This is a genomic window from Plantibacter cousiniae (nom. nud.) (assembly GCF_977070315.1).
Map to the genome: position 1 here is coordinate 654,302 of NZ_CDRVEU010000002.1, position 20,670 is coordinate 674,971.

Below are 20,670 nucleotides of genomic sequence, written 5' to 3' on the forward strand. Positions count from 1 at the left end.
GCTTCAATGAGTGGCCGAGTTCGGTCAAGTCACAGCAAACATCGTCGAAGCCTTGGTCAGGCAGTCAGGTTCAACCCAAGAGCCTGACCATGGAATGCGTGCGCGAATATACAATTTTGTACAAAATAGATACATCAATCTAAAGGCCCGCTGTTGCGGGCCGATAGGCGTACTAAACAAGACTCCACAAATCCTCCGGGACCGGAACCTCAATGAAAATCGCACCTTTCGACACCCCTCCGATCATGAATATTCAAGTCGTGAGCTCAACGCCAGCTTCGGTGACAGAAAGCTCCGCAGTATCCAGTGTTACACCTGCCGCTGTTAAGGTTCAGATCTCGAAGGAAGGTCAGGAAAAACTCGAAAGTGAAAGGAACGCGGACATCGATCGGTCCGGCCTGCCTGAGGACGTCAAGGAAGTCTTGAAAAACATCCGCAAGCTTCAGGATAAGATCGCTGAAAAGAACCAGGAATTGATGGAACTGCTGAACGACAAGACCCTGTCGGAAGATGAGAAGAAACGGCAGAGAGAGCTTTTGACGTCCACCATCAGGAGCATGCAATCCGCGTTGTCCCAAGCCATGAGCGCGCTGAATAACGCGATGTCGTCCAATAATATGGACTCCGATAGCCGTAGCCAGGCCAAGGGCCTGATCGGGATGAAATAGGCGTCACGCATTGACCGGGCCGTGAATATTTCCAGCGGGCGCAACGCTCCGCCGGAATAGCAGCTTGCCACTACAGTGAAATCCGGCGACCCCGCCCCCCCACAAGAAACCTGCAATATTCCCTTTAGTAAACAAAGTTTCCAGAAACCTCTGGACGCTGGATTTCCTTTCGCCTATAAAACAGCCTTCAAGAATATTAAATTCCTGTAGAGAATTTTATTCATCAACGAAAAACCTCTGCACCTGACCTTTTTCGCCCTGCGCCAAACTGCCGCTACCCTTCAGAGGACACGCCATGCAACACGAGAAGAACCATTTCATCCTGAAGATCAGCTGCCCGGCGACCTCCGGGATTGTCGCGGCGGTGACTTCCTACCTGGCTGGCAACAGCTGCTACATCGGTGAAATGGCCCAGTTCGACGATGAGTACAGCGGCACTTTTTTCATGCGTGCAGTGTTTCGCTTCAACGATGGTCATGAGGGCGACATCCAGCAGTTGAAAGCCGGCTTCGACGCCGTTGCCAACGACTTTGCCATGCAGTGGGAGCTACACGACACGCGCCGGCCGATGCGTGTGCTGCTGATGGTCAGCAAGTTCGATCACTGCCTGACCGACCTGCTGTACCGCTACCACAAGGGCGAAATGGACATGACCATCACCGCCATCGTGTCCAATCATCTTGACCTGCGACCGATGGCCGAACGTGAGGGGATTCGCTTCATCTACCTGCCCGTGACCCGAGAAACCAAGGCCGCGCAGGAAGCCGCACTGATGAAGGTGGTCGATGAAACCGGCACCGAGCTAGTAGTACTGGCGCGCTACATGCAGATTCTCTCCGACGACCTGTGCCAGCAACTGGCTGGCCGGGCGATCAATATCCATCATTCGTTTCTGCCGGGGTTCAAAGGCGCCAAGCCCTACCATCAGGCTTACGAGCGCGGTGTGAAGCTGATCGGTGCCACCGCGCACTACGTCACCAGTGACCTGGACGAAGGTCCGATCATCGAGCAGGAAGTGCAGCGCGTCGATCACGTCTACCTGCCTGCCGACCTGGTCGCGGCGGGACGCAATAACGAAACCATCGCGCTGTCGCGGGCCGTCAAATATCACCTGGAGCACCGCGTGTTTCTCAACACGGATCGAACGGTGGTGTTCCGATGAGCGCACACATCATCGACGGCAAGGCCGCCGCCGCTCGCGTTCTGCAACAGGTCAGACACGATGTGAACACCTTGAAGGTCGAAGGCATCGAACCGGCACTGGCGGTCATTCTGGTCGGTAATGACGCGGCCAGTGAGGTTTACGTACGCAACAAGATCCTGCGTGCCGAGGAAGCCGGCATTCGCTCGCTGGAACACCGCCTGCCGGCCGACAGCAGCCAGGCCCGCTTACTGGCGCTGATTGCCGATTTGAATGCCGACAACACGGTACACGGCATTCTCCTGCAACTGCCCTTACCCGCTCACATAGAAGAAAACCGCGTCCTGCAGGCTATCGATCCGGGCAAGGACGTAGACGGCTTTCACAGTGAAAACGTCGGTGGTCTGAGCCAGGGGCGCAACGTATTGACGCCCTGCACCCCCAGCGGCTGCCTGCACTTGCTCGAAGAAACCTGCGGCGATCTGAGCGGCAAGCATGCGGTGGTAATCGGTCGTTCCAACATCGTCGGCAAACCCATGGCCGCCCTGCTGCTGCAAGCGCACTGCTCGGTGACGGTGGTGCATTCGCGCAGTAATGATGCCAGGGCCTTGTGTCAGTTGGCCGACATCGTCGTGGCAGCGGTTGGCCGCCCGCGCCTGATAGATGCCAGCTGGCTCAAGCGCGGCGCGGTGGTGATCGATGTCGGTATCAACCGCATCGACGACCACGGCCGTAGCCGCCTGGTGGGCGATGTGGACTTCGACAGCGCCATCGAAGTCGCCTCTGCGATCACGCCCGTTCCCGGCGGGGTCGGACCGATGACCATCGCTTTTCTGATGAAAAACACCGTGACTGCTGCCCGGCAGCAGGCCCACGCGCAACGCAGCCAATCGGAGGCCGTATGCCTTTCAACCTGTTGAAATACGGGCTCAGTTCGGAGTACCCGGTCGAGGTAGATCTGCCTGCGCCGAAGGAACTGAAGTCCTCCTACGACGTGGTGATCATCGGCGGCGGCGGGCATGGCCTGGCCACCGCCTACTACCTGTCGAAATACCACGGCATCACCAATATCGCCGTGCTGGAAAAAGGTTACCTGGGCGGCGGCAACACGGCGCGCAACACGGCGGTGATCCGCTCCAATTACCTGACCAGCGAAGGTGTGAAGTTCTATGCCGAGTCGGTGAAGATGTTTCAGGGCCTGTCCAACGAGTTCGACTTCAACATTATGTACTCCGAGCGCGGCCAACTGACCCTCGCGCATACCGATGCCACGGTCCGTTCGTTCCGCCAGCGCGCCGAGGTCAACAAGCATTTCGGCGGCCGCACCGAGATGATCGACCGCCAGCAGATCCGCGAACTGGTGCCGAGCCTCAATCTGGACCCCGGTCATCTGCCGGTGCTCGCCGGCCTGTGGCACATCGACGGCGGCACCGCCCGGCATGACGCGGTTGCCTGGGGCTACGCCAAGCAGGCGGCCAAGCGCGGTGTGGAGATCATCAACTGACCGAAGTGCAGGAACTGGTGATCGAGAACGGTACCATCACTGCGGTGAAGACCAATCGCGGCACCCTCCAGTGCGGCTGCGCCGTACAGGCGGTGGCGGGCATGAGTTCGCAGATGATGAAGAAGGCCGGGATTCGCTCGCCGATCCAGACCTTCCCGCTGCAGGCGATGGTCACTCAACCTTTCAAACCCTTTCTCGACCCGCTGGTGAGTTCGTCCGCCCTGCACTGCTATGTGCAGCAGACCAGCCGTGGCGAAGTGGTGTTTGGCGGCGGTTCTGATCCGTACCCGTTGTTCAACAGCCGCTCGACGCTGGACCTCAAGGAAAGCCTGCTGGCCCACGCCATCGAGATGTTTCCGTTTCTGGCCAACGCCAAACTAATGCGCCAATGGGCCGGGATCACCGACATGACCCCGGACTACAGCCCGATCATGGGCCTTTCCCCCGTCAGGAACTACTACCTCGATGCGGGCTGGGGCACCTGGGGCTTCAAGGCCACGCCGATCTGCGGCAAGACCATGGCAGAACTGGTTGCCAGCGGCGGCAAGGTGCCCGAGTTGATCAGGCCATTCGCGCTCGAACGCTTCTCAACCTTCCAGCAAGTCAACGAAATGGGCGCAACAGCGGCCAGCCACTGACGGAGAGCGACACATGAAAATCATGACCTGCCCGCTCAACGGGCCGCGCAACATCAGCGAGTTCACCTACGGCGGGGAATTCAAACACATGCCCGACCCGCAAACCTGCAGCGACAGCGAGTGGGCCGATTACGTGTTCAACAGTGAAGACACACTGGGCGTGGTGTGCGAGTGGTGGATGCACAACCCCTCCAGCTACTGGTTCCTGGCCGAGCGCCACACCGGCAGCGACGAGATCATCCGCACCTTCGACCCACGCGACCTGTTTACCGCACGTATCGACTTCGCCCCCCTCGCCTCAAAGGAGATCGCAGGATGACCACCCCCGCCCGCCTGCCCGCGCCCATGGGCCTGCTGATCGATCGCACCCGGCCGCTCACGTTCAGCTTCGATGGCAAAACCTATCAGGGCCTGCAGGGCGACAGTATCGCCAGTGCTCTGCTGGCCAACGGTCGCTTTCTGCTTTCGCGGTCGTTCAAGTACCACCGCCCGCGCGGCCCCCTGACCATGGCCGGGCAGGACGCCAACAGCCTGATCCAGTTGCCTCACGAGCCCAACGTAATGGCCGACACCGTTGCCCTGCAGGAAGGCTTGCAGGCCACCGGCCAGAACTTCAACGGCTCGCTGGACAACGACCGGGACGCGTACCTGGGCAAGTTCTCGAAGTTCATGCCGGTGGGTTTCTATTACCGCTCGTTCTACAAGCCCAAGGGCATGTGGAAAGTCTGGGAGCCGATCATTCGCAAGAAGGCCGGCCTTGGCGTGCTGGACCTGGCGTTCCAGCCCGAGTACTACGACAAGGCCTACCTGTTCACGGATCTGGCGGTGATCGGCGCGGGACCTGCCGGCTTGCAGGCAGCACTGAGCGCCGCCAATGCAGGCGCCAAGGTGTTGCTGATCGAACAGCAGCCCATTCTAGGCGGTTCGCTGGCCTATGCCCGCTTCGATGTCGACGGCCTGCGTGCCGAACAGCTGCGGCGTGAACTGGTCGCTGCGGTAGAAGCACATGACAATATCCAGGTGCTCAAGCAAGCGACCTGCAACGCATGGTTCACCGACAATTACCTGCCGGTGATTCAGGGCAAGCGTTTGTACAAGGTGCGCGCCACACACTGTCTGGTATGCAGCGGCTCGTTCGATCAGCCGGTGATTTTCCGTAACAACGACCTCCCCGGCGTCATGCTGACCAGCGCCGTACAGCGCCTGATCAAGTTGTACGCCGTCAAGCCCGGCAAACGCGCGGGAGTGCTGACCGGCAACGATGACGGTTACCTCGCCGCACTGGACTTGCACGATCAGGGCGTCGATGTGGTCGCAGTGGCCGACATGCGCAGCAGCCCGTCGGACCGGACGCTGCGGCTTGCGCTGGAGAAGCGCGGCATCGTCTGCCACATGAACACAACGGTCTATGAAGCGCTGCATGAGAAAGGCATGCGCCATGTGAGCGGTGCCGAGCTGCGCAAAATCACTGGCCAGGGTCAGGTGGCGAGCAGCGGCTCGCGTGTCGACTGCGACCTGCTGTGCATGTCCGGCGGCTACATGCCGGTCTACCAGTTGTTGTGTCAGGCCGGCGGCAAGCTGGCCTATGACGATCAGCAGGCCGAATTCGCCATCAGCAGCCTGCCGAAGAATCTTGGCATTGCAGGCTCGGTCAACGGTTACCACGCGCTGGACAACGTGCTGGCCGATGCGGCGCATGCTGCCGCCGGCGTGGTCACGGCACTGGGCCTGACATCGGCTGAAAGCCCTGCTCCGCTGCGCAGCGAAGCGCAGGTCAACTTCGCCTGGCCGATCTTCCCGCACCCTGACGGCAAGGATTTTGTCGATTTCGACGAAGACCTTCAGGTACGCGATATCGTCAATGCCACGCGCATCGGCTATCGCGACATCCAGTTGGTAAAACGCTATTCCACGGTAGGCATGGGCCCGTCTCAGGGTCGTCATTCGGCACTGCCGACCGCGCGACTGGTGGCCGCTTCGACACAGCGCAGTATCAGTGAAACCGGCGTGACCACAGCCCGACCGCCCTTCGAGGCAGAAAAACTGGCACACGTTGCGGGCCGTGCCTTCGATCCGTATCGGCAGACGCCCATGCACCAGCGTCATGTGCAGGCCGGTGCGAAGATGATGCCGGCCGGGATCTGGCAGCGTCCGGCGTTCTATGGCAAAGCCTCGCAACGCGATGCCTGCATGCAGCAGGAAGCGCTGCACGTGCGTAACAAGGTCGGCATCATCGACGTGTCGACACTCGGCGGTCTGGACGTGCGCGGCCCCGATGCCGCCGAGCTGCTCAACCGCATGTATACCTTCGCCTTTCTGAAACAGCCGGTCGGGCGTTCACGTTATGCGCTGATGACCAACGAACAAGGTGTGGTCATCGACGACGGCGTTTGCGCGCGCTTTGCCGAACAGCATTTCTACGTTACCGCCACCACCAGCGGCGTGGATCGCATTTATCAGCAGATGCTCAAGTGGAATGCCCAGTGGCGTCTGAACGTGGACATCACCAACGTCACGGCGGCCATTGCCGCGGTCAACGTGGCGGGTCCGGATTCACGCAAGGTGCTGGAGCAGGTCTGTACCGACCTTGATCTGTCTGCCGAAGGTTTCCCTTATCTTGGCGTGCGCCTGGGCACTGTTGCCGGTATCAAGGCGCGGCTGCTACGGGTCGGTTTCGTCGGCGAACTGGGCTACGAGATCCACGTCCCCGCTCGTCACGCGCTCAGGCTCTGGGATGCACTTGTCGAGGCTGGCAAGGTCTTCGACATGCGTCCGTTCGGCGTCGAGACGCAACGTCTGTTACGTCTGGAAAAAGGCCACGTCATCATCAGTCAGGACACCGACGGCATGACCCATCCGGCCGAAATCGACATGGGTTGGGCCGTCAGCCGGAGCAAACCTTTCTTCGTCGGCCGCCGCTCGGTGGACATCCTCGAAGCCCAGCCGCAAAAGCGCAAACTGGTTGGCTTCACCCTGCCCAAGGCCAGCCCGCTGCCGCTCGAGGGGCATCTGGTGCTCAAGGGCCCGGACATCAGTGGCAACGTGACGTCCTGCGAGTACTCCTCGACCCTGGGCATGATCATCGGCATGGCCTATGCCGTGTTCGACCAGAGCACACCCGGCCAGCAGATTCCGATCCGCGTCGAAGATGGCGTGGTGGTTCAGGCAACCGTCGTGAAACTGCCCTTCTTCGACCCTGAAAACCAGCGCCAGGAGCTCTAACCCATGACCAGCCTTCTCCAGAACAGTCCTCTCGGCGCCAACGCGCGCGCCTTGTGCACGCTGCAAGACCTGACCGATCGGCCACGCGTGGGATTTCGCGGTACGCAAAGCGCTGACTACCTGACGGCAAGCGGCTTCAACCTGCCCGAGGCACCGAACCGCGCTGTCACACAGGCGGACGGCAGCCACGTCGCGCGCCTTTCACAGACCGAATACCTGCTGCTGGGCAGCCCGCACGATGACGGGCAGCGCATCGCCGATGAAGAAGCTCGCTGGGAGCTCGACCACAGCGCCAATTACCTGCTGCCTCGCGAAGACAGCCATGCCTGGCTGCAACTGAGTGGCGCGTGCATCGCCGAGGTGATGGCCAAACTGTGTGGCGTGGATCTGCGCCCCGAAGTGTTTGCGACAGGTTCGGTGGCGCAGACCTCGGCAGCGCGCATCAATGTGATCGTCATCAACCTCGGCGCGCAGGCTGAACCCTGTTTCCAGATCCTCTTCGATCGGGCTTCACTGGCTTACTTCAAGGACGCGATGCTGGATGCCATGACCGAGTTTGGGGGGCGCCTCTCATGAACAACGGGTTACTGCTTCGGTGAATAAAGGCCGTTTCGTGCTCATGAACGACAACAAGTGTCTGTTACCGTCAAGCCGCCTAAAGAATGCTGGCAAAAAGTCGTTGACCTCTTGGTAGACCATAAGAGCGACCCTCAGCTCAATGCCTCGGGTCGCAGACTGCATCCATGCAGCACCCGACACTTGCGGCAGTAACACGCCCCCCGGAGCTCAAATGAATATCAAACAGAAATTGACGTGGGCGTTCGCAGTCATTGCGTGCTTGCCCATATTAGTCGTCGCCGCCATCGTGGTCGTGAACCTGCGCGACAAGGCGACCAGTGATTTCGTGGACGGTAGCGCACGTGAGATTCGCCAGGTCGACAATGCCATGCAGCTGTTTTTCGACGGCATTACGCAGAACGTCAATTACATCGCGGCGCACCCGCTGATCGCCGGGGCGAGCGATGATTTCCGCAACTACATGGGCGCCACGCCTCCCCCGCAGTCCGAGAATGACAGGCACGCGACCGAGCTGTTCGCCAATATCGCCAAGGCTCACCCGGCCTACTCCTACGTTTCTTATGGTCTGATCAACGGCAGCTACATCATGACGCCGGAAGACCCGAAAATGAGCAACTACGACCCGCGTGTGCGGCCGTGGTACAAGACGGCGATGGCCAATGCCGGCAAGACCGTGCGCAGCGACGCCTATTACTGGGCCAACGACGACGCGGTACTGGTCAGTACCATCCGGGCGATTCCCAATAAACTGGGCAACCCTGGTGGCGTGGTCAATATCGACGTATCGCTCAAGCAACTGACCAACATCGTCAAGCAGATCAAGCTCGGCGAAAGCGGCTATCTGATGCTGATGGAAAAGAACGGCACCGTGCTGGTCGATCCCAAACAGCCCGAGCATAACTTCAAGAAACTGGGAGAACTGGGCGACGGCTTCAGCGATTTGGCGAAAACCGCCAGTGGTCTGGTCGAGGTGACACTCAACGGCGAGCGTTACATGGCCAATGTGTACTCGTCCGAGCAACTGGGCTGGAACTTCATCGGCCTGATCAAACAGGACGAAGTGATGGCCTCGGCCACCCGCCTGACCTGGTTGATCGGCATCATCGCGGTGGTGCTGGCGGTGGTCTTTGCGATTGTCGGGGCCAGTTTTGCCCGGGTCATCGTGCGCCCGATTCACAGCGTGTCCAGCGGCCTGGAAGGTATTGCAGGCGGCGAAGGCGACCTGACCCAGAACCTCGCCGTGCGCGGCAAGGATGAAACTGCGCAGTTGGCTGGCTGGTTCAACAAGTTCCTGACCGCGATCCGCAGCCTGATTCAGCACATCGGTCAGGCGGCCGGGAAGATTCTCGAAGCCTCACACAGCTCGACACGTGTCTCCAACGACATGGCCGAAGCTGCTGGCCGGCAGCGCGAAGCGGTGGACATGGTCTCCACGGCGTTTCATGAAATGGTCGCCACCTCCAATGAAGTCGCCCGTTCCTGCAGCCAGGCCGCAGACTCGGCAGACAGCGGCCAGCAACAGGCGCGTGAAGGTCAGCGGCAGATCGATGATGCGGTGCGCAGCGTCGACCAGCTCAGCGAAGAACTCACCCGCTCGGCCAAGGACATGACGCAACTGGAAAAGGACAGCGCAGGCATTCAGTCGATCCTCAATACCATCCGTTCGATCGCCGAGCAGACCAACCTGCTGGCCCTCAACGCGGCCATCGAAGCAGCACGTGCAGGCGAACAGGGCCGCGGCTTCGCCGTCGTAGCCGACGAAGTCCGCGCACTGGCCAAACGCACCTCGGACTCGACCGCAGAAATCGACAGCCTGCTGGGCAACCTGGCCAAACGCACTGCCTCGGTGGCGCAACAGATGCATGCCAGCCTCGACGTATCGCAGCAATCGGTGACCAAGATCGGGCAGGCACGCAGCAGCTTCGGGCAGATTCGTGAGTCAGTGGATGTGATTCGCGACATGAACACCCAGATCGCAACCGCTGCCGAGGAGCAGCATCAGGTGGCCGAAGACATCAACCGGCACATCAGCCAGATCCATGGCGACGCCCAGTTGATCGCCGAACTCTCGGACTCGGCCCGCGCGGATTCCAGAAGCCTGGAGATCCTGTCAAGCGAGCTGGACGGCCTGGTGCGCAAGTTCAAGACCTGATCCTGCCTATGCGGAGCGTGAGGAACGATGGGCGTCTGTGTCTCCCTATCGTGCCCATGCTCCGCGTGTTCTGGACGCTCTGAGTCCTGTCCACAGCAGGAGATCTAATCTCCACCCCTCTCAAACCATTCAGTCAGAAAATCCAGAAAAGTGCGCAGCGTTGCCGACTGATGGTGCCTTGAGGTGTAGATCGCGTGTATCCCCAAAGCCCGTGGCTGGTACTCCGGCATCAGGGCGATCAGCTTGCCGCTCGCCATCAGCGGCGCCGCCGAATGCACCGGTTGCAGGCTGACACCGGCGCCAGCCACTGCGGCCTCCAGCAGCACCACTGAATCGTTGGCACTGAGGTTGCCGCCGACCGGCACACTGAGCGGCATCTGCTGGCGGGTAAACTCCCACAGGCTTTTGCCGAAGTACGAATATGTCAGGCAGTTGTGAGCAGACAGTTCCTGCGGCCTGGACGGTGTGCCGTGCACGGCGAGATAGGCTGGAGAAGCACACACCACCGAAGCGCACTGCCCCAGCGGACGGGCAATGACATTGGGGTCCAACTGATTGGTGATGCGGATCGCCAGATCGATTCGCTCGCTGACCAGATCCACGGCCTCGTTGCCGATAAGCAGGTCTGCCGAGGTGTCGGGATAGCGTTGCAGGTAAGCCGTCACCGCGGGTGCCAGAACGGCCTGGGCCAGTGACTGCGAACAGGCGATACGCAGCATGCCGCGTGGCTCGTCGACTTGCGTATCGGCTGCCAGTGGCACCGCGTCGGCCAGCTCGACCAGTTGCTGACACCGCAACAAGGTCACTTGCCCTGGGCCGGTCAAGCCGAGCTTGCGCGTGGTCCGGTGCAGCAGTCGCGCTCCGGCCCAGCGCTCCATCTGCGCCAGATAACGCGTGACCATGGCCCTAGACATATCCAGCGCCTCGGCGGCGGCGATGAGGCTGCCCCTCTCGTTGATGGCAATGAATACCCGTGCAGCTATGATCCTATCCACAATTCGTCCGATATAAGCAATCAATAGTTGCCAATACTGAGGCTTTTGTTTCACTTGAGGCAACCTAAGATAACGACCTCAGCCCTGTCCAAACAAAGGTCGTATCCCATGCCGCGCAAATCCCTGCTTGCCCTGTCCTTCGCCACTCTGTTCCCTCTCGCAGCCCAGGCCGCCGCTCCCTTGGCGATCGAGGTATACAACCCGGCTGAAAAAGCCGTCTTCCCGGTTTCATCCGAACTGATCACCGGCAAGCATGACGCGGTGCTCATCGATGCGCAGTTCCAGCGCAACGACGCCGAGGCCCTGGTGCAAAAGATCAAGGCCAGCGGCAAGCAACTCACCACCGTCTACATCAGCCACAGCGACCCGGACTACTACTTCGGTCTGGACGTCATCAAAGCCGCGTTCCCCGAAGCGAAGATCGTCGCCAGCGCGCCTACCGTGAAGGCGATCAAGGCTTCGATGCAGGGCAAACTCGCCTACTGGGGCCCGATTCTCAAGGACAATGCGCCAACCAGCCTGGTTGTGCCGGAAGAGCTCAAGGACGACCACCTGACGCTTGAAGGCCAAACATTGCAGATCAAAGGCCTTAACGGCCCGGCACCCGAGCGCAGTTACGTATGGATTCCCTCCCTCAAGGCAGTGGTTGGCGGTGTCGTGGTCTCCAGCGGCATCCATGTCTGGGTCGCTGACACGCAAAGCCCGAAATCGCGTCAGGACTGGCTCGCGACACTCAAAGGCATCGAGGCGCTGAAACCGGCCACCGTAATTCCGGGTCATTACCTGGGCAAGATTCCGTCAGGCACCCAGGCTGTGACATTCACCGCCGACTACCTGAAGTCCTTCGAAGAACAGGCCGCCAAAGCCAAGGATTCCACCACCCTGATCGACGCCATGCACAAAGCCTGGCCGCAACTGGCCGAACCGGCTTCGCTGGAGATGAGTGCAAAAGTCATCAAGGGCGAGATGAAATGGCCGAATTGATCCGGCACCTGTAACGCCTCGGCGAGGCGGCGCGAATATCGCAGTGGACGGATTTTTACGTGCGCTGCGGACACGCACGGAGGTATGGTCAGACGCCCTTGTCAGTCGTTATGCTGCGCCCATGAACGCCCCTCTGAAAATCCGTAACCCCTGTCCGCCCGGCGCTTGCGACTGCAAGCGAGAGCTGCTGGATGCGGAAGGTGCAGACCTGCGGATTCTGCTGCTGTCCCGCGACGCAGAAAAAACCCTGCTGGATCGCCTGGAGCGTATCGAAAGTCTGGAAGATCTGGAGCACATGCAGCGCAAGATTTTCCAGCAACTGGGCGTGCGTGTCGACGTCGCGCCGGGCTTCAATGAAGTGCGCACCATGCGCGGCATCAGCATTGTCGTCGAGGAAAAGGTCGGGCTGTGTCGCAAGACGCGTCAATCGATACCTGCCGCCATCCGCCGCGCCCTGGAAGCACGTCCACAGATCGCCTATCAGTTGCTCAACGCCAACGACCTGCTGCGTGACGCCTGACTATCGAGCGCCTGGCGAGTGCGGCTATCATGCTGCGCCCATTAGCCAAGGATTGCCCTCCGTGTCCCTCGAAATCCGTCCAGCCACTGCCTCTGATGCCAGTCAGATTCTGACGTTCATTACCGAACTTGCCATCTATGAACGCGCAGGGCATGAGGTCAAGGCCAGTACCAACGACATTCAACGCAGCCTGTTCGCCGACAACGCACCGGCCAGGGCGCTGATGTGCCTGCATGACGGCCAGCCCATTGGCTATGCCGTTTATTTCTACAGTTACTCGACCTGGCTGGGACGCAACGGCGTGTATCTGGAAGACCTGTACATCACTCCTGAGAAGCGCAGCATCGGCGCCGGACGCGCACTGCTTCGACATATCGCTCGCGAAGCGGTAGCCAACGATTGTGGTCGCCTGGAGTGGAGCGTGCTGGACTGGAACGAGCCAGCCATCAAGTTCTACGAAGCGATCGGCGCTGCGCCGCAAAGTGAATGGGTTCGCTACCGGATGGAGGGTGCCGGGCTACTGGACTTCGCCAAAGGCGGCGATTGAAGCACAAAGGCCTGACACGAAAACGCCCGGCCTGTGTGGGCCGGGCGTTTAAGAAAAGCATTCAACAGCGGTCAGCAAACCCCAGGCGGGATGCCGTCCTTGTTGAAGTCTTTCAGGCGTTCCTTTTCTTCGGGCGTCGAGTGCGCGGGCACGTCGCTTTGCGGTTCCGGTTTTTTCTCGTCTTTCTTGTCAGTCATGGTCGTTGACTCCGCTGGTGAACACTCAAATAAGGCCACGCGCGGAGCATTCGGTTCAGACTGATTGCACAGTACGGCGCTGATCAACGTTGCATTCCAACTGTCGGGCCAGGCCCTGCAGATCAAGCAGGGTCGCACGCCAACTGCGCTCCTGACTGCCGACGCTGACCAGCGAGCGGACCCGGTCATTGACCGAAATGCCCTTGCCAGTACTGGCTTGCCAGCCTTGTTCCAGCATGGCCGGATCGAACTGATTGAACGCGTCGATCGCATCGACGCGGTTCACTGCAAAACCGAAGCACAGCCGCTCGCCACGCACGATCAATACACGCGACGCTTCGCCCTGGACCTGTGCGCCTTCGCCCAGCAGACTGCTCAGGCAGATCAGCGGCACCTGTTCGCCGCGCAGATTGAACTGTCCCAGCAAATGCGTTTCCGGCTGCGACAGGCCGATCAATTGCTGCGGCATGCTCATGATCTCCACGATCTGGCTCAACGGTGCCACGAAGCGGGTCGGCGCATCGAACAGCAGGCAGGCGTGGCGCAGCATGGCCTTGGTCACATCGTGCGAGGCCTGGGCAGGTTTGACGTCGTGCTGGTAAACCTGGGTGTAGCTTTTGACTTCCGGGCGCTGCAACAGCATCGGATGATCGAGCAACAAGGCCTGCTGCCCCTCTTCCAGGTTCATGACCCCGGCCAGCAGCTCTGGGTGCGGCAGGCCATAATGCGGTGCCGCCAACAGGCTGTCCGGATCCTGACGCTGAATGGCGACCATGCGGTCGTAGCCAAACCCGCACACCCGCCCGTCCGGCGCAGTCAACAGCAGCAACTGCGGCTTGGACGTCTGACGCTGGTGGTCCAGGCCAAGCACTTCGGACAGGTTGAGCGCCGGGACCTTGGTGCCACGCACCGAGGTGACGCCGAAGCAGCAGTCACTGGCAAAATCCGACGCCGTGATCTCGGGATCGTCCACCAACTCGGTCACAACGCTCGCATCGATACAGAAGTTGCGGCCGTCGCACTCAAACACCAGGTAATGCAGCAAGCGGCCCTTGGCGGCCAGTGCCTCGTCCTTGAGCACTTGCGCGTTCGGATCGGCAGCGAACATCACGCCTGGCAAACCACTCATGAAGTCGAGGTCAAGCTTGTAGATCATCCGCGACTCTTCGGCGCCGAGCAGCAGAGAGGGCAGCAAGCCGACACCGCTGCCCGCTGGCCCCAGTGGACTGAACTGAGAATCACGGGCCTTGAGAATGTCGCACACAGCGTCAATCGCCAGCCCGAGGTAGCCACCGCCGTACTTGAGAATCGCCACCAGTGGCGTCGGCGAAGACATATCGCCGCCCTCCGCCAATTGAGCCCGCAGGTCGACCAATGGCACCGGTTTGCCACGCAAGGTAAACACCCCACGCAGCGCTCCCCGTGTCAATGGATGGGGATGCAGATCAGCAGGCCAGTGCACGGCCTCCATCAACGCATCGGCAACCACCGCCAGATACACACCGTTGATCTGCACGACGCCATAGGCATTCAGGCTGCTCATGCAGGTTGTCCGATGGATACCTTGTCCAGAGTCTGGGTGTAGCCGGTCAGGTTGGCTTTATGCAGCTCGACGATCAGTGTCTCGACTTCCTGCGCCGACAGACGTTGCTTCTCTGTCGCCGTGTTGATCCCGTCAATCGCCTGAGTGGTCTGCATCACGCCTTCCACGATGTGTTCGAAAGCTTCGCCGGCACTGCGCGAAATCTCGTTGCCCGACTCGATCCGGCTGACCGTTTCCAGAATCAGCTTGTTGATTTCCTTGGTCGCACGCGAAGACTTCTCGGCCAGCTTGCGCACCTCGTCGGCGACTACCGAAAAGCCCAGGCCATGTTCACCGGCCCTGGCCGCTTCGATAGCCGCGTTGAAGGCGAGCATGTTGGTCTGACTGGCGATCTCGCTGATCACCTGAATAATGTCCTGAATACCCTCGGCGGACTTGGCAATCATGTCCATCGCGTCGGAGGCCTTGACCAACGTCTGCGAACCGGTGCTGGCCTGCTCACGCGTCATTCTGGCCAGATCGGTGGCCGTCTCGGTACTCTGTGCCACATAGGAAATGGCATTCATCAGTGCTTTCACCGACTCGCCCATGGCGCGGGTCTTGGCCTCTATCGCCTGTTCCATCTCGACCTGACGGGTAATGTCAGTGGCGAATTTCACCACTTTGAACGGCAAGCCGTCGTGGTCGAAAATCGGGCTGTACGTCGCCTGAATCCAGATTTTCTGCCCATATTTGCTGACGCGCATGAAGCGCCCGGAGTAGAACTCGCCCTGCCCCAGCCCGTGCCAGAATTCACGGTACTCGGTGCCGCGCACGTATTCTTCCTCACAAAAGATACGGTGGTGCTTGCCTTTGATTTCCTGAAGGCCATAACCCAGCGCTTTGAGGAAGTTGGCATTGGCGGTGATGATGTTGCCGGCCATGTCGAATTCGATGACGGCCTGGGCGCGGTCGATGGCATTCACCTTGCCCTGGTCCTCGACGCTGGTTTCCTTGGCATCTGTCACGTCGAGCGCGAATTTGACGATCTTGTAGGGTTTGCCCTGCGCATCGAAAATCGGGTTGTAGGTGGCCTGAATCCAGATCTCCTTACCGTCCTTGCGCTTGCGCTTGTATTCGTTGGCGTCGTACTCGCCGCGCCCCAGCTTCTCCCAGAGCTCACGATACTGCAGGCTGCTGACAAATTCCTCGGAGCAGAACATGCGGTGGTGCTCGCCGACGATTTCATCGAGCTCGTAGCCAAATACCGCCAGAAAATTGCGGTTGGCATGCAGCACCTTGCCCGTCAGATCGAATTCGATCACCGCCTGAGAACGTTCGATGGCTGTCACCTTGCCCGCGGACTCAGCCTGACGAATGCGGCTCTCGGTCACATCGTTGGCGAACTTCACGACCTTGTAAGGACGACCATCCGGGTCGAATATCGGGTTGTAAGTGGCGCTGATCCACAACTCGCGACCGTTCTTGCCGATGCGCTTGTATTCGCCGGAGTCATACTCGCCACGTTCGAGCTTGGCCCAAAAGGCACGATAGGCCGGACTGTTCAGGTAGTCGTCTTCGCAGAACATGCGATGGTGCTGACCCTGAATCTCGTCCAGACGATAACCCAGGACCTTGAGAAAGTTTTCGTTGGCGGTGAGCACGCGACCGTTAAGGTCGAATTCGATGACACCCTGCGAGCGATCGATGGCCGCAACCTTGCCTTCGTACTCGGAATTGGACTTGCGCTGCGCAGTCACGTCCGTGGCGAACTTCACCACCTTGAACGGATTGCCTTGCTCGTCAAACACCGGGTTATAAGTGGCCTGCAACCAGATCTCGCGCCCGTTCTTGCCCAGGCGCTTGTACTGCCCTTCGTCGAAAGCGCCCTTGCCCAGTTTTTCCCAAAACGTCGCGTATTCGACGCTGGACGCATATTCCGGCGTGCAGAACATACGGTGATGCCGACCCTGGACCTCATCCAGCCGATAACCGACGCAATCCAGAAAATTGGTATTGGCCCGCAGGATATTGCCTTCAAGATCGAACTCGATCATCGCCTGGGAACGGTCAATGGCCGTCAACAGCGAGTGAAGATCAAGTTCCAGCCCGGCCCGTTCCCTGTAGGTGCTTTCAATTGTGGTCGACATGTGGAAGTACTCTGCGAGTAAGCATCTGTGGAAGTATTGTTATAAAGCCCCGGTCTCTGCGAGCCCTGTCAGACACACCGATGTGCGGACTATGGAGGCTGCCGGTCAAGCCGGTTAATCGTCTTTTTCAATGCCTTCCATAGCGCAAACTTCAAGGCCGTCAAAGCCAGGTAGAACTATCGAAGTCATTCGGCAAGGGGCCGTTACATAAACATCGGCTTCAGTCAGATTAGCTTTAGCGCTGCCAGACCACTATTTAGCCACTATCAACGCACACACTTCCTGGCCCTACCGATCACCGGCAAGGACCGCTTCGTAAACCACTTCCGTCTCCTGCTGAAAACCGTTGCGTCATCAGGCGTAAAACCAGATGACGAGAATCACGGCCCCCGTCCATCCCAGGGTGAGCAAGAAAGAAAGCCCAGCAAGGCGCGGGTCCATGGAACTCCTGTTCTAGAAGGCTTGGGTAAGCAGAGCGCTGCATACGTAGGGATATATCGGCTGGATCACAGGTCTATAAACTATTTTCACCACCTTGAAACACTGCCGGCACAGGGGTCTTGCTCTGGATCAACGTCTGATAACCTTGCCGCCGATCACTTCGTAAAAAGACGCTCGTCGCAGAGGCAGCCATGGCCATGATTTTCCCAGCCGAACCACTACGGCCCGAGGATCGTTTCGACGCCTGGCAGGAGGTTGTGAGCTCGACGTATGGCTTGGTCACCAGCCAGCCGCTGACCGAAGCGCCGTTTGACGGCAGGCTGAATGTCAGGGATCAGAGTAGCGTTACCTTCACCCGTATCCAGTCTTCCCCCCTCCATTACCGGCGGTTGCAGCAAGACAGGGAGAGCGATCACTTCCTCCTCACGCTCTCTTTGTGTTCCGTCGCTATCGTCGTGCAGAACGACAGAGAGTCCCGGCAAGGCGCTGGCGATATCGTCCTTTACGATAGCGCACAGCCTTACGCATGCAGTTACCCCGAAGGTGACGATCAGATTGTGCTGGCGGTGCCCCGCAAATTGTTGCTGCAACACATGCCCGCTGCCGAACGACTGGTGTGCCGCACGCTCGATGGCCGTTCGACGCTGGGCCGTGTTGCCGCAACCTTGTTGAATGAAGCCTGGAACACAGAAGGCTTATCGGACCCGCTGAGCGAGCGACTCAATGCATCACTGCTGGACGTACTGTCTACAGCCTTCGACTCGGTGTTCGGCGACACCGATACCTGAACGAACGTTATGACGGTGACCTTGCCGTGCTGTGGGTCGACGCTCACCCGGACGTCATGACACCCAGAGACTTCCAGCATGCGCACGCGATGGTCATGGGCAATCTGCTGGGCGAAGGTGACAAGGATTTCGTCGATGCCGTGAAACGCCCGATCAAGCCGGCCAATGTGATGTACGCGGGCCTGCAGGAAATGCTTGAGGTCGAAAGCGCATTCATCAAGCGTCTCGGGCTGCGCAGCGCCGATGCACAGGCGCTGGCGCACTCCAGCGAACCGGTGCTGCAGTGGCTTGAGGAAACCGGTGCAAGACACCTGGCGATCCATCTGGACCTGGACGTGCTGGACCCGGCACTGTTTCGTTCTGTGCTGTTTGCCCAACCCGGTGGCTACGATCGTTATGGCAATTCCTATGAAGCCAATCTGACGGCAAGCTGGGAGCTGGACGTTTTTGGCGGTTTGAGACGCAGCCGACAGGCTGCACTGGCTGAATATCAAGCTTCGCAGGCAGGTGTTGCGGCTGCCAGGCTGGCTGTGGCAGCCCAGACCGCTGATACCTACATCACCGTCCGTGGTCTGCAAGCCAGACTGGCAATCGCGAACCGACAGGTTAAAACCCGGCAGGACCTGCTGGAAAAAGTCCAGCTCCTTCATGAGCGTGGTCTGTCCCCGGAATATGAAGCTCGTCAGATCGAAGCGGAGCTTTTACAGGTGCAGGCAACAGTGCCTATTCTGCAAACAGGTCTCGACGCGGCGATGAACGCGCTAGATGTGATGTTGGGCGTGCCGCCTGGCACTCACCGGAGCTCTCTGGCTGAAACAGGTCGAATCCCACACGCACCCGAACTTACGTCGACAGGAACGCCAGCCGATCTTCTCCGTCGCAGACCTGATCTGATCGTGGCCGAGCGGCGCCTCGCCGCTTCCAACGCACGTATCGGCGTGGCGATCAGCGAGTATTACCCCAAACTCTCACTCAGCGCACTGCTGGGCAGCGCCACAGCCGTGTCGAGCGGCAACCTGTTTACCGATGGTGCCAGTCAGTCAGCAGGTATTTTGGGGCTTCGCTGGAGGCTTTTTGATTTCGGCCGGGTGAACGCCCGGATCAGACAAGCCAAAGGACAAGAGGCAGAAGCTCTGGCGGCTTATCGACAGTCAGTTTTGCGCGCCACTGAGGACGTTGAAAACGCTTTTTCTTCGTTGACCAGCCGCGAAACTCAAGCTGCAATGCTGGGTAAAGGAGAAACTGCACTTGCTTCAGCCCGGCAATCCTCATTCGCAAGCTACAGCAAAGGTGCTGCCAGTTTGATCGAGGTTCTGCGCGCTGACGAGAAAATGCTGCAGGTCGCTGACGCCAAGGCGCAGGCACAGGTCGAATCCGCACAGGCGGCGGTCGCCGTCTTCAAAGCGCTGGGTGGTGGTTGGCAAATGCCTTCCACCACTTCACCTGAAGAGAAGATGCCTACACTGTAGGTGTCACCAAGGAACGCATCCTTTCAGATCAGGCGTACTCAGCGATAACGTTCAAGCCAGTGAGCGTAAGGCGCCGGCAAGGTCCAGGCCGACTTTTCAACGCCCAGTTCTTTCGCCGCGAAATAGGCCCAATGAGGATCGGCCAGATGCGCACGGCCAATCGAGACCAGATCGAGCTGGCCTGACTTGACCGCCTCTTCAGCCAGCTTCGGCTCGCCGAAGCCCCAGGCGCTGGTCACTGCAATATCCGCTTCACGACGCACACGCTCGGCGATCGGTCCCATGAACGCAGGCCCCCACGGAATGTTGGCGTCCGGCGTGCTGAAACCGACGCTGACGCTCAACAGATCCAGCCCGCCAGCCTTGAAGCGGCGCGCCAGTTCGATTGGCTCGGCAAGCGTCTGCTCGTCGCGACCGTCGTATTCGATCACGCCAAAACGTGCGGTGAGCGGCAGGTTCTCAGGCCAGACTTCACGTACTGCGACCAGGGTTTCCAGCAGGAAACGGCTGCGGTTATCGAAGCTGCCGCCGTACGCATCGGTGCGTTGGTTGGAGTGCTCGGAGAAGAAGCTCTGCCCCAGGTAGCCGTGGGCAAAATGCAGCTCGATCCATTCAAAGCCGGCATCGCGGGCGCGACGCGCAGCATCGACGAAGTTCTGGCGAACACGCGCGATGTCGTCCAGGGTCATGGCGCGCGGGACTTTCGGCAGGTTGGCACCGAACGCAATGGCGGACGGAGCGATAGTGTCCCAGCCACGCGAATCGGAAGCAGCGATATGGTCATCACCTTCCCATGGACGATTGGCACTGGCCTTGCGACCCGCGTGGGCAATCTGAATACCCGGCACGCAACCTGCGGCCTTGATGGCTTTGACGACAGGTACGAATGCCTGTGCCTGTTCATCGTTCCAGATACCGGTGCAACCGGGAGTGATACGTCCTTCCGGCGCAACGGCGGTAGCTTCGACCACCAACAGACCAGCACCGCCACGTGCCATGCTGGCCAGGTGCACGTGGTGCCAGTCGTTGATGACACCTTCGGTTGCCGAGTACTGGCACATCGGAGGAATGGCAATTCGGTTGCGCAGCGTAACGTCTTTCAGTTTGAAGGGTTCGAACAATGCAGACATTGGAAAGCTCCCGTAGGCCAGAT

Annotated in this window: 17 protein-coding genes and 1 pseudogene; 13 read left to right on the plus strand and 5 right to left on the minus strand. The window is 59.6% G+C overall.

What is annotated here, in order from left to right; all coding sequences use genetic code 11:
• Window positions 1-212 precede the first annotated feature (212 nt).
• The 8 genes and pseudogenes from ACW55A_RS06515 to ACW55A_RS06550 all read left to right on the plus strand — a co-directional run bounded on the left by ACW55A_RS06515 (window position 213) and on the right by ACW55A_RS06550 (window position 9,904).
• Window positions 213-668, plus strand: a complete 456-nt coding sequence (locus ACW55A_RS06515) for a hypothetical protein (protein ID WP_024663487.1) — start codon at window positions 213-215, stop codon at window positions 666-668.
• 295 nt (window positions 669-963) lie between these two features.
• Window positions 964-1,830 (plus strand): formyltetrahydrofolate deformylase, encoded by an 867-nt coding sequence (purU, locus tag ACW55A_RS06520; RefSeq protein ID WP_003346974.1) that lies wholly within the window; start codon window positions 964-966, stop codon window positions 1,828-1,830.
• Window positions 1,827-2,729: a bifunctional methylenetetrahydrofolate dehydrogenase/methenyltetrahydrofolate cyclohydrolase FolD gene (gene folD, locus ACW55A_RS06525; RefSeq protein WP_498810645.1), complete on the plus strand. Its 903-nt coding sequence runs from the start codon at window positions 1,827-1,829 to the stop codon at window positions 2,727-2,729. The genes purU and folD overlap by 4 nt, the downstream gene beginning before the upstream one ends.
• Window positions 2,711-3,951: pseudogene (locus tag ACW55A_RS06530) on the plus strand (FAD-dependent oxidoreductase). Before folD ends, ACW55A_RS06530 begins: the two are co-directional and overlap by 19 nt.
• A 13-nt stretch (window positions 3,952-3,964) precedes the next feature.
• On the plus strand, window positions 3,965-4,270 hold the full coding sequence (locus tag ACW55A_RS06535; protein ID WP_003367099.1) for a sarcosine oxidase subunit delta: 306 nt from the start codon (window positions 3,965-3,967) through the stop codon (window positions 4,268-4,270).
• Window positions 4,267-7,173: a 2Fe-2S iron-sulfur cluster-binding protein gene (locus ACW55A_RS06540; RefSeq protein ID WP_498810644.1), complete on the plus strand. Its 2,907-nt coding sequence runs from the start codon at window positions 4,267-4,269 to the stop codon at window positions 7,171-7,173. The genes ACW55A_RS06535 and ACW55A_RS06540 overlap by 4 nt, the downstream gene beginning before the upstream one ends.
• 3 nt (window positions 7,174-7,176) lie before the next feature.
• On the plus strand, window positions 7,177-7,749 hold the full coding sequence (locus tag ACW55A_RS06545; protein WP_187598835.1) for a sarcosine oxidase subunit gamma: 573 nt from the start codon (window positions 7,177-7,179) through the stop codon (window positions 7,747-7,749).
• A gap of 214 nt (window positions 7,750-7,963) precedes the next feature.
• A complete protein-coding gene (locus ACW55A_RS06550) occupies window positions 7,964-9,904 on the plus strand; it encodes a methyl-accepting chemotaxis protein (RefSeq protein ID WP_498810643.1) in 1,941 nt (646 codons plus the stop codon).
• Between the two features lie 104 nt (window positions 9,905-10,008).
• On the opposite strand, the gene ACW55A_RS06555 is transcribed toward ACW55A_RS06550, so the two are convergent.
• On the minus strand, window positions 10,009-10,899 hold the full coding sequence (locus ACW55A_RS06555) for a LysR family transcriptional regulator (RefSeq protein ID WP_455807705.1): 891 nt from the start codon (window positions 10,897-10,899) through the stop codon (window positions 10,009-10,011).
• Window positions 10,900-11,007: 108 nt separating this feature from the next.
• Here ACW55A_RS06555 and ACW55A_RS06560 point away from each other — a divergent pair, with 108 nt between their 5' ends.
• The 3 genes from ACW55A_RS06560 (at window position 11,008) to ACW55A_RS06570 (ending at window position 12,950) form a co-directional block, all read left to right on the plus strand.
• Window positions 11,008-11,883: an MBL fold metallo-hydrolase gene (locus tag ACW55A_RS06560; RefSeq protein WP_455807706.1), complete on the plus strand. Its 876-nt coding sequence runs from the start codon at window positions 11,008-11,010 to the stop codon at window positions 11,881-11,883.
• Between the two features lie 121 nt (window positions 11,884-12,004).
• Window positions 12,005-12,403, plus strand: a complete 399-nt coding sequence (locus tag ACW55A_RS06565) for a hypothetical protein (protein ID WP_003367095.1) — start codon at window positions 12,005-12,007, stop codon at window positions 12,401-12,403.
• A gap of 61 nt (window positions 12,404-12,464) precedes the next feature.
• Window positions 12,465-12,950 (plus strand): GNAT family N-acetyltransferase, encoded by a 486-nt coding sequence (locus ACW55A_RS06570; protein ID WP_003367094.1) that lies wholly within the window; start codon window positions 12,465-12,467, stop codon window positions 12,948-12,950.
• Window positions 12,951-13,021: 71 nt separating this feature from the next.
• On the opposite strand, the gene ACW55A_RS06575 is transcribed toward ACW55A_RS06570, so the two are convergent.
• Genes ACW55A_RS06575 through ACW55A_RS06585 form a run of 3 tightly spaced genes read right to left on the minus strand, consistent with a single transcriptional unit; the run spans window position 13,022 to window position 16,819 of the window.
• A complete protein-coding gene (locus tag ACW55A_RS06575) occupies window positions 13,022-13,147 on the minus strand; it encodes a hypothetical protein (RefSeq protein WP_003315538.1) in 126 nt (41 codons plus the stop codon).
• A 55-nt stretch (window positions 13,148-13,202) separates the two neighbouring features.
• The gene (locus ACW55A_RS06580; RefSeq protein ID WP_096128206.1) at window positions 13,203-14,690 is read right to left on the minus strand and encodes a chemotaxis protein CheW; all 1,488 of its coding nucleotides are present in this window, start codon (window positions 14,688-14,690) and stop codon (window positions 13,203-13,205) included.
• A complete protein-coding gene (locus tag ACW55A_RS06585; protein ID WP_187598839.1) occupies window positions 14,687-16,819 on the minus strand; it encodes a methyl-accepting chemotaxis protein in 2,133 nt (710 codons plus the stop codon). Before ACW55A_RS06585 ends, ACW55A_RS06580 begins: the two co-directional genes overlap by 4 nt.
• Window positions 16,820-17,451: 632 nt before the next feature.
• Between ACW55A_RS06585 and ACW55A_RS06590 the strand changes: the two genes are divergently transcribed.
• Both ACW55A_RS06590 and ACW55A_RS06595 read left to right on the plus strand, forming a co-directional pair.
• Window positions 17,452-18,048, plus strand: coding sequence for a cupin domain-containing protein (locus ACW55A_RS06590; RefSeq protein WP_498810642.1), 597 nt, complete (start codon window positions 17,452-17,454; stop codon window positions 18,046-18,048).
• Window positions 18,049-18,074: 26 nt separating this feature from the next.
• Entirely contained in the window at window positions 18,075-19,517 is a 1,443-nt protein-coding gene (locus ACW55A_RS06595) for an efflux transporter outer membrane subunit (RefSeq protein ID WP_498810641.1), read from the plus strand.
• A gap of 38 nt (window positions 19,518-19,555) precedes the next feature.
• Here ACW55A_RS06595 and ACW55A_RS06600 read toward each other — a convergent pair whose 3' ends face one another.
• The gene (locus ACW55A_RS06600; RefSeq protein WP_498810640.1) at window positions 19,556-20,647 is read right to left on the minus strand and encodes an NADH:flavin oxidoreductase/NADH oxidase; all 1,092 of its coding nucleotides are present in this window, start codon (window positions 20,645-20,647) and stop codon (window positions 19,556-19,558) included.
• Between the last annotated feature and the right edge of the window lie 23 nt (window positions 20,648-20,670).